Origin of the sequence: Streptomyces sp. NPDC002130, assembly GCF_040296465.1 — a bacterium.
Taxonomy (GTDB): Bacteria; Actinomycetota; Actinomycetes; order Streptomycetales; family Streptomycetaceae; genus Streptomyces.
In genome coordinates this window covers 1-8,734 of record NZ_JBEOXI010000299.1, presented here as the reverse complement: position 1 = coordinate 8,734, position 8,734 = coordinate 1, and the positions used below count along the sequence as shown (strand labels likewise).

Below are 8,734 nucleotides of genomic sequence, written 5' to 3'. Positions count from 1 at the left end.
GGCACGCACCTGGCCGAGCTGCTGCACCGTTCCCGGCAACGACTCCACGAGCGGATCGGCCACGCCCAGCAGATCCTCGACCGCATCGACGAATTCGAAACAACACACAGCGCGCATGTGACCGCCGACGACCTGTGTTCAGTGGGCGATCTCTGCGGATGCGACCTGCGGGCTTGACCCTCACCCCGGGGACAGACCCTACCGTCGAAGCCACCCCGCCAAGTCACCCGGCGCACACCACCGAAAACGCTGTGGCCCTGGACGTTTCCCCCAGATACCGGCCTGCCCCGGGTCCGAACCAGACAAGGAGCCCACACTCATGAACAGCCCGATCCAGCAACTCGCCGACCGTCTCAACGACACTCTCGGCACCGCTCATACCCAGCCCTGGCTGTGGCCGTCGCTGCTGCGGCTGCTCGCCCACGGCGAACCCGTAACCCTCGACCAGCTCGCCACCGCCACCGGCCGCAGCGCCGAGGAGATCCGCCACGCCCTACAAGCCATGCCCGACACCGAATACGACGAGCACGGCCGGATCATCGGCAGCGGCATCACCCTGAAGCCCACCCCGCACCGCTTCGAGACCGGCGGCGCGACGCTGTACACCTGGTGTGCCCTGGACACCCTGATCTTCCCCGCCGTCCTCGGCCGCACCGCCCAGGTAACCTCCCCCTGCCACACCTCCGGCACCCCGGTACGGCTCACCGTCGAACCCGACCGGGTCGCCCACCTCGACCCGGCCACCGCCGTCGTCTCGGTCGTCACCCCCGACGCCCCGGACTCCATCCGCACCGCGTTCTGCAACCAGGTCCACTTCTTCGCCAGCGCCGACGCCGCCCGAGGGTGGCTCGACACGCACCCGGGCGCCACCGTCCTGCCGGTCGTCGACGCCTACGCCCTGGGCCGCCCACTGACCCAGCAACTGTTGACAGGCGACACCCCGCCCAGCTGCAGCTGCTGACCCGACCCGCCGGCCACCCGAAAGCCTGGACATGACAGAACGGGTCGGTCTGTCCAGTGAGTTCCGAACGTGCTCAGTCGTCCTTGTCGGGGGCATCGGGATCGCGCAGGGGCCGGTGGCGGTCGCCGAAGTCGGGCAGGTGGAAGGCATAGTGGCCGTCGATGCCGATGTGGGCGCGGATGAACGCCGACAGCCGCTGCGCGTCGGTGTCGAGCACCGGATAGCCTTGGGCGCGTAGCTGTTCCAGAGCGCGGTTGGTGTAGAACGTATTCCACAGAACCGTGCAGTTGAGCACCAGCCCGAGCGCGGAGAGCTGATCTTCCATGCCCTCGTAATAGGTGCGGGTCATCTCCCCTTTCTTCCCGTGGTAGATGCGACGCCCCAGGTCGTGGCGGCCCTCGGTCAGGTTGGCCTGGGCCTTGCCTTCGCGCCGATACGGTTCGTCGTCGGCCAGGCGCAGGATGTGCAGGGTTTTGAAGATCCGCCCGTAGTGCGCGATCCCTTGGCCCAACGGGGTGGGGTTCCCGTCACGGGAGATCATGCGGGTGACGTCGTGAGCGGAGACCTCACACTCATGGATCGACACCGCGACCCGGCACATATCCTCCCAGTGCGCGGCGATTTTTCCTGTGTCGATTCGCCCCCGTGCGGCCTGGTTGAGCGGGCCGTAGTCGGCGCCCTGGTCGAACCGCCACAACCGCTGATCGGGCAGGTTCGCCAACTGCGGCCGATACCGCTTGCCGATCAAATGCACCAAACCGAACACGATGTCGGAATAGGAACCGGTATCGGTAATGATGGCCTCGGGCCGGCGGCCACCCTGCTGAAGCTGCACGACATCGATGAAGTTCAACGAGTCGCGTGGCGTGCCGGACACCACCTTGGCCGCCAGCCCGGCGGACTGGTCGTTGAGCATGTTCAACCAGGTAATACCCCGTTTACGGCCGAAGTACTTCGGGTTCGGTCTCGCATGGATCGTGCGGACCGGAACCACGAACCGCATGCCATCGACCGAGGCGAGCAGCCCACCACCCCACAGCTGCGCCAACTCGATCTCGGCTTGGGCCTTGACCAACTCCACGTTGGCCGCGGTCAACGTCTCCAAACGAACATAATTCTGATCGACGTGGTGCAGGCGGTCACGAGTCAGCGCGTCCACACCGGGGCTGGTCACCGGCTTGAAACCCACATTCATCGCATGCGCGCACAGCACCGCGGCGACCGACAACCCCAGATCGGCGACGCGGGCACCATTTCCCGAGGCGTGGGTGAACGACTCGGCGAACCCGGGCACCCACGACATGACTTCCAGGACCAGCTCGGGCAGGTCGACCTCGGGCACCATGGCCTGGACCCGCCGGCGCAGATCCACCAGCGACGGCGGATCCGGCTCCGCCTTCAACGAGGCGACATGCAGACGGCCATCCTCATCGACCGTCGCCGGACCGTCGCTATCGAGCCGCGCGACGACCTCACGGTAGGCGGTGTCCACCGCGGCAGCATGCTCGCCGAGCAACGAACCCGGATCATCGGGCAGGTTCAACGCGTTCATCCCGGCCTCACGGGAACGTTCCCACGCGGGCCCGGCCAGCAACTGGGCTCGCGGGTCACGCCATCGCGTCGAGTGCGGGGCAAAGATGTTGCGGTGCTTGAGATGTCGATGGAACTGCTCGAGCAGGCACAGCGTGTAGGCGGCCCGGTCGACAGTTTCCGGTGGGCGGCCCTCGCGATAGACCAGCCGCTTCCACCCGCCACCGATGAGATCGTGGTCGACCTGACGAGCATCGAGCCAGCTCGCGGACAGTTTCGACTTCGCCGACATCAACTCGGCGAGGGTCTTCATCGCCGCCAGCACCGCCGCACCGTCCGCGGTGGCCCCGAACACCACGGTGCGCATCATCGGTGGCAGGAACACCCGGACCGTGGCCAGGCGCCCCGCCAACTCTTCCAGGCGCTGCTCGTTCAACTCGACGTCATCCACCGGAACCAGCTCGTCGATCACCGCGACAGCGGCACGGAGCTCGCTCTTGGTCGCGGTGTTCTCGATCAGATCCCACATCATCTCCAAGCTCAGGTCCGGTTCGACCTCGGTCATCTCCAACAGCACCTTCACCGCCGCGGCGAGCTTGCCCGCATGACGCGACACCCGCGGATACCGGCGCAACTTCTCCTCACGCGATTCCCGCTCGGCCTTCGACATCAGATCCGTGACCATCAACAGGTCGAACAACTCCAGCACGTCATCGGTCGCTCGGCCCGACAGCACTTTCACCGTGGCCACCATCACCGCCACCCGATGCTGGCGGGGCTCGAGGCGCCGCAACGCAGGAGCCTTGCTCGACAATCCATAGGTGGCCAGACCAATCACCCGGCGCTGCGGAACCATCGACACATCCAGGGACTGCCCTCCCACCGCGATAAGCTCGGCGAGGCGGTCCAATGCCGCCAGCATCCCTTTGGAACTGGTCCGGAACACGCCCCGGCGAAGCCGTTCCAGCTCGCTGACACGGCGCTTGCCCTCGGGCGCGGTCAGCAACGCCAGCAGCGCTGAAGCCGAACCGGCGGTCAGTTGATCGGTCAGCTGACCCCACAACCGCTGATCAGCGGCCTGGCGACCCTCGGTGACCAAACGTTCCAACGTGCGCAGACCCGGCAGCAACGCCTGGCGTTTACGTAGCCAGTCGACCGCGCCGGCGAACATCGCTTTCGGTCCGTCGCCGGTCACCCACGCCTGGTCGGAGACCCACGCCGCCAACTCCGACTCGACCTCGCTGTACGAGGTCAACCCGTACTCGCGCTGGATCTCCCAGGCATGTTCGAGTTTGGTCTTGTCCCGCTCGGTGTACTGCTTCACACACGAGGAATCCTCGATACCCAACTGCTCGGCGAGATATTCGACCAGCTCCGGGGGCACGTCGAGCGGATCGGCCAGGAACATCCCGAGCTGCCGGACCGTCACGACCTGAAGCGCGAACCCTAACCGGTTGTAGTCCCGCCGCCGACCCGCGACCAGCTTCCGGTCTTCGTCATCGAGGTAGAAGAACCGTTCCAGCTCAACACGGGACAACGCCCCGAACCGGCCGTAGCCGCCCTCATCGGTCACGCCGACATGAAATCACCTACAGCCCAGCACCGCTCGATGTTTCCGTGCTTAGCGCCGGATTGGGCGGATCTGCTCCCCGACCCCCGATTTAGCCGAAACCCGACAGGTCCGCGAGACACGGTTCGGAACCCGTACCGCATTAACAAACCAATCAGTTTCATCATATTATTTATCTTGTGATATGATAAACCCGCTAAAGAAACATTTAAGGAAGAGGATAAAATGGAATATTCAAATATCGATGATCTCAAGTCAGAAGTAGACCAACTTGGGCTCGTAGTGGCCTCACTACAAGACTTGAGGGAAATGCTCGACTACCGGAAGCTTGGACCGCGCGTCCTAACTGAAGTAGGTACAACTTTGGCGGGAGTTGGTCTCGGGTACTACCCCAAGCAGACCATCGACAGCAACCCGCAGCCGCGACAATGGGAAGAAGTGCGCATATACGCAAAGAGTTCGGCTGTAGGGAAGGTGATCGACGCAGTTCTCGAACCGGGAGCATCGAACGATACTTTCCTTCTCGAAGTTGCCGATGCAGACGACGCGAAGGCTGCTGAGATCCTCGATCAGATCCGCACACTCATCGACGGTTAGATAAAAGAGCTTAGGCGCCGTGATCGCGACAGTTCCTTGCCGCCGGATGGGGACTTCCGCTATCGAACCGGAGGACGGATTTCATGCTTCGAAATACCCACAGAGCTGCGGACATCGGGTCCGGCCGCGAAGTTCGGTTGCGTTCTCCACTCCCACATAAGAAGTGCGGCGACACAGCACTGCTACCCAGGAAATGATCAAAACCCCGGTGACATGCACATAGTGCAGAGGCCGATCCGGGGTCTTCGATAATAATCCTACAGCACTTCCACATCAAAGCTCTACAGAACCGCCGGAGTGAGATGCCCAACCGTTCCACAGCCCTGATCCAGAGCCTGAATACACTGCTCACTCCCGAACGCCTCGCACCGTACAAGGCCGCGGCCGGAGACGACATCGAAGGTGCACTGGATCTCTACGAATGGAACAGTCGCATCAGCGCTGCAGTGTTCGAAGACCTCGGTTACCTCGAAGTCGCGCTACGCAACGCCTGCCACAACCAGCTCATAATCTGGAATCAGCGCGAAAACAACGACGTGCCTTGGTATTTCAGAACAATATTCGGCCAGGAATCCCAGAAGGACATCGAAAAGGCTCGCCGGCGCTCTACTCGAACTGCCGATGTTGCGGGTGTATTGGTACGACTCTGCCCGCAACGGGATCCCGGACGCGCAGCAGGAACGCATCGGCGAACTCCCGAAAGTGAAGCTCCGACTCGGACGGTTCGGCGTCAACGGCGAGCAGAAGGGCGTCGATCTTCGGATCGGCCTCGACCTGGTGGCCCATGCCCGCAACAGGGCATCCGATGTGTTCTTCCTCGTCTCCGGCGACGACGACCTCGCCGAAGCAGTCGAAGAGGCCCAGGTGCACGGAGTGCAGGTCCTGCTGCTCGCGGTACCGACCGCCGACGGTAAAGCGCACGGCGTGAGCCGGCATCTGGTCCGCGGCCGATGACCTCGACAACATCGACGGCGCGGCGCTCGATGCCGCAGTGGTCAAAGTCGATCGCCACCCCGGGCCGGCGCCGAGACCCCCGCACCGGCCGTCGATGTCGACGACGACCGCAGCGGCGGCGCACCCGCCCACTCGCACTCCCCTCGACCTCGCGAGGCCTCAGCACACCCCGACAACGCCGCGACCGACATCGGTTCTGGCGTACAGTGTTTCAACGGGATCGCCCGCCCACAACCCGCACGGGTACGGTGACGACAACGACGAGCACGGCCCACTGATCGACGACGTCGTCTCCCGCGTTCTCACAGCGTTTCAGGAAAGCGCGACCGGTGAGGACCAACTCGAACTTCAGGCGGCGCGGCCCTCGATTCCACCGGACATCGACCGCGCACTTCTGCGGGACGCCTGCGACGTCACCCAGAAGTACGACCTGGACGAGAAGATCCGATACCGGTTGCGGGCACGGTTCTGGACGAAGTACGACCACTCCTGCGCCACGCCGCGAAGCTGACACACACCGACCCCGACGAACACCAGAGCACCGGCGCGAAAAAATGCAGTGCTGCAACAGATTCCGAACACACTGGACTGTCGGTGGGTACTGTCACGATGTTCCCATGGACCCCCGTGATGAACCGTTGACCGTTCCCGACGACTGCGTTCGGTGGTGCAGCGCCCGCGATCAAGGTCTTGCGGTGCTCGACGACATGGCCCTCGTCGACCTCGACTGGTGGAACACCCGCCTCGATCGCCACCGGATCCCGGTGCGGATCGCCGGCCACGACCGCGACGGACACCAGATAGACACCGGGACAGCGTATCTGAGCCGCAGTGATCTTCAGTGCGAGAGCGGCACCCTCGAAGTCGACGGTTGGCGGGATCTGAGCGCCCTCTACCTGTGCGCGGCGTGGCTCTACGCGCACCCGCACCGGGGCCGGGCACGGCGCTTCGTCGACGTCCGCACCCCGAGCACCCCGGATCAACCGTTCCGGGTCATCACCGAAGCGTTCGCCGCGTGCGAGCGATCCCCGGCGCTGACCGACGCCGGCCCGTTCCGGCAATGGTCCGGATGGCCGAAAACCCCCGGCGTCGGGCCGTCACTGTTCTCGTTGTACTGCTGGGCCACCCACCCCGACAGCATCTGGCGACCGCAACTTCTCGATCAACAATCCGTGTCGACCCTGCTCCAGCACGGCTGGCTGGAAAACCCCTCGGTCCCCCAGTTCACCGTCGCCCGCTACACCCGCTACACCGACCTGCTCCACCACTGGGCCCGACAAGCCGACACCACCGCCGAACTCGTCGAAATGTGGCTCACCCACCACTGGCGCACACAGATCACCGACGCCGACCGGGTGCGCCGCGCTCACCGCAACAACACCTGAACCCACACCCGTCGAGGCACCGGAAAAGACGGGCCCACCTCCCCGAACAGTCTCAGCCGGCGAACGGGGGGCGGCGCGATCTCATCGGGACTGTAAGAACAACGGTGTAACTCTGAAAGGAGATACGCCACTATGACTGATGTGATTGATCGTGAGACAGAGACGAACTCGGCTCAGCCGGGTATCAGCGATGCGCGGCTCAAAGAGCTGGTCGAGCAGGCGCGAGCCGAAGGGCTGCAGTTGACCGGAGATGGTGGATTGCTGTCGAAGCTGACCAAGCTAGTCGTGGAGTCCGCGCTCGAAGGCGAGATGGACGACCACCTCGGATACGGCAAGAGCGACCCGGCAGGCAGGGGCAGCGGCAACTCCCGCAACGGTAGACGCACCAAGAACGTGTTGACCGAGGCCGGCCCGGTCGAACTCGAGGTGCCCCGTGACCGGGATTCCTCCTTCGAACCGAAGATCGTGGCCAAGCGGCAGCGTCGGCTCTCAGGCGTGGAGGACATGGTGATCTCGTTGTCATCCAAGGGTTTGACGACCGGTGAGATCGCTGCACACCTGGCCGAGGTGTACGGAGCCGATGTGTCCAAGCAGACGATCTCGACGATCACCGAGCGGGTGATGGAAGGCATGGCCGAGTGGCAGAACCGGCCGTTGGACCCTGTGTACCCGGTGCTGTTCATCGACTGCATCCACGTCAAGATTCGCGAGGGCAACGTCGCCAACCGGCCGATCTACGTCGCGATGGGGGTGACTGTCGACGGCACCCGCGACATCCTCGGATTGTGGGCCGGTGAGCACGGCGACGGGGAAGGGGCGAAGTACTGGCTTCGGGTGTTGTCCGAGCTGAAAAACCGTGGTGTGCAGGATGTTCTGATCGTCGTGTGCGACGGTCTCAAGCATCTACCCGACTCGATCGAGCAAGTGTGGCCACAGACCATCGTGCAGACTTGTGTGGTCCATCTTCTCCGTAACACCTACGCCTATGCCTCCCGCAAGGACTGGTCCGAGATCGCCAAGGACCTCAAACCCGTCTACACGGCGCCGTCGGAGCAGGCCGCGCTCGACCGATTCGCAGAGTTCAGTGACAAATGGGAGAAACGCTATCCCGCGATCATCAGGCTCTGGACCAATGCCTGGGCTGAGTTCGTGCCGTTCCTACAATTCGACAACGCCATCCGGCAGGTCATCTACACGACCAACGCCATCGAAAGTGTCAACGCCCGAATCCGCAGGGCTATCAAGGCCCGTGGACACTTTCCGACCGAGGCCGCGGCCTTGAAATGCGTGTATCTGGCCATCATGAGCCTCGACCCGAAAGGCACCGCCCGCCAACGCTGGTCCAACCGATGGAAGGCAGCACTGAATGCCTTCGAGATAACGTTCGACGGACGGCTGTCTGCCGGACGAAAGTAGTTAGAAATCAATCAATTACACCGTTTTCTGGACAGACCCATCTCATCCGATACAGTCCCAAGGTTCAGCGGCTGGGGAGCCGGCATCGGCCGACGGCCCGTCGGTATGGGGAAGGGGAGAGTCGGCTGTTCAGGGCATTGTGCGCAACCGCAGCGATAAGTCGAGGGAAATTCGCATTCTGTGCCCGCATGGTGGAACCGTTCGGACACGGCGTGCCCGGCGTGCCCCCGAGGCCGTCCCCGCCGGCATCGCCCTCGTCGTGGGCCTGCACTTCTTCCCGCTCGCCCGGCTGTACGACCAGTGGCAGTACCGGTGGACGGC

7 protein-coding genes and 1 pseudogene are annotated in these 8,734 nt (G+C 63.7%); 7 read left to right on the top strand and 1 reads right to left on the bottom strand.

What is annotated here, in order from left to right:
- Positions 1 to 319: 319 nt before the first annotated feature.
- On the top strand, positions 320 to 961 hold the full coding sequence (gene merB, locus ABT116_RS35890) for an organomercurial lyase MerB (RefSeq protein WP_050655203.1): 642 nt from the start codon (positions 320 to 322) through the stop codon (positions 959 to 961).
- 73 nt (positions 962 to 1,034) lie between these two features.
- Here the strand turns inward: merB and ABT116_RS35885 are convergent, their stop codons facing one another.
- Positions 1,035 to 4,064: a Tn3 family transposase gene (locus ABT116_RS35885; protein ID WP_050655204.1), complete on the bottom strand. Its 3,030-nt coding sequence runs from the start codon at positions 4,062 to 4,064 to the stop codon at positions 1,035 to 1,037.
- Between the two features lie 222 nt (positions 4,065 to 4,286).
- Here ABT116_RS35885 and ABT116_RS35880 point away from each other — a divergent pair, with 222 nt between their 5' ends.
- The 6 genes and pseudogenes from ABT116_RS35880 to ABT116_RS35855 all read left to right on the top strand — a co-directional run.
- Entirely contained in the window at positions 4,287 to 4,658 is a 372-nt protein-coding gene (locus tag ABT116_RS35880; protein WP_351642795.1) for a hypothetical protein, read from the top strand.
- A gap of 621 nt (positions 4,659 to 5,279) precedes the next feature.
- Positions 5,280 to 5,612: an NYN domain-containing protein gene (locus ABT116_RS35875; RefSeq protein WP_350834938.1), complete on the top strand. Its 333-nt coding sequence runs from the start codon at positions 5,280 to 5,282 to the stop codon at positions 5,610 to 5,612.
- Between the two features lie 94 nt (positions 5,613 to 5,706).
- Positions 5,707 to 6,123, top strand: coding sequence for a hypothetical protein (locus ABT116_RS35870; protein ID WP_350834936.1), 417 nt, complete (start codon positions 5,707 to 5,709; stop codon positions 6,121 to 6,123).
- 106 nt (positions 6,124 to 6,229) lie between these two features.
- The gene (locus ABT116_RS35865) at positions 6,230 to 6,997 is read left to right on the top strand and encodes an 8-oxoguanine DNA glycosylase OGG fold protein (RefSeq protein WP_211919425.1); all 768 of its coding nucleotides are present in this window, start codon (positions 6,230 to 6,232) and stop codon (positions 6,995 to 6,997) included.
- A gap of 132 nt (positions 6,998 to 7,129) precedes the next feature.
- Positions 7,130 to 8,413 (top strand): IS256 family transposase, encoded by a 1,284-nt coding sequence (locus tag ABT116_RS35860; RefSeq protein WP_003945410.1) that lies wholly within the window; start codon positions 7,130 to 7,132, stop codon positions 8,411 to 8,413.
- 139 nt (positions 8,414 to 8,552) lie between these two features.
- A pseudogene (locus ABT116_RS35855) lies at positions 8,553 to 8,734 on the top strand (hypothetical protein); the annotation flags it as partial.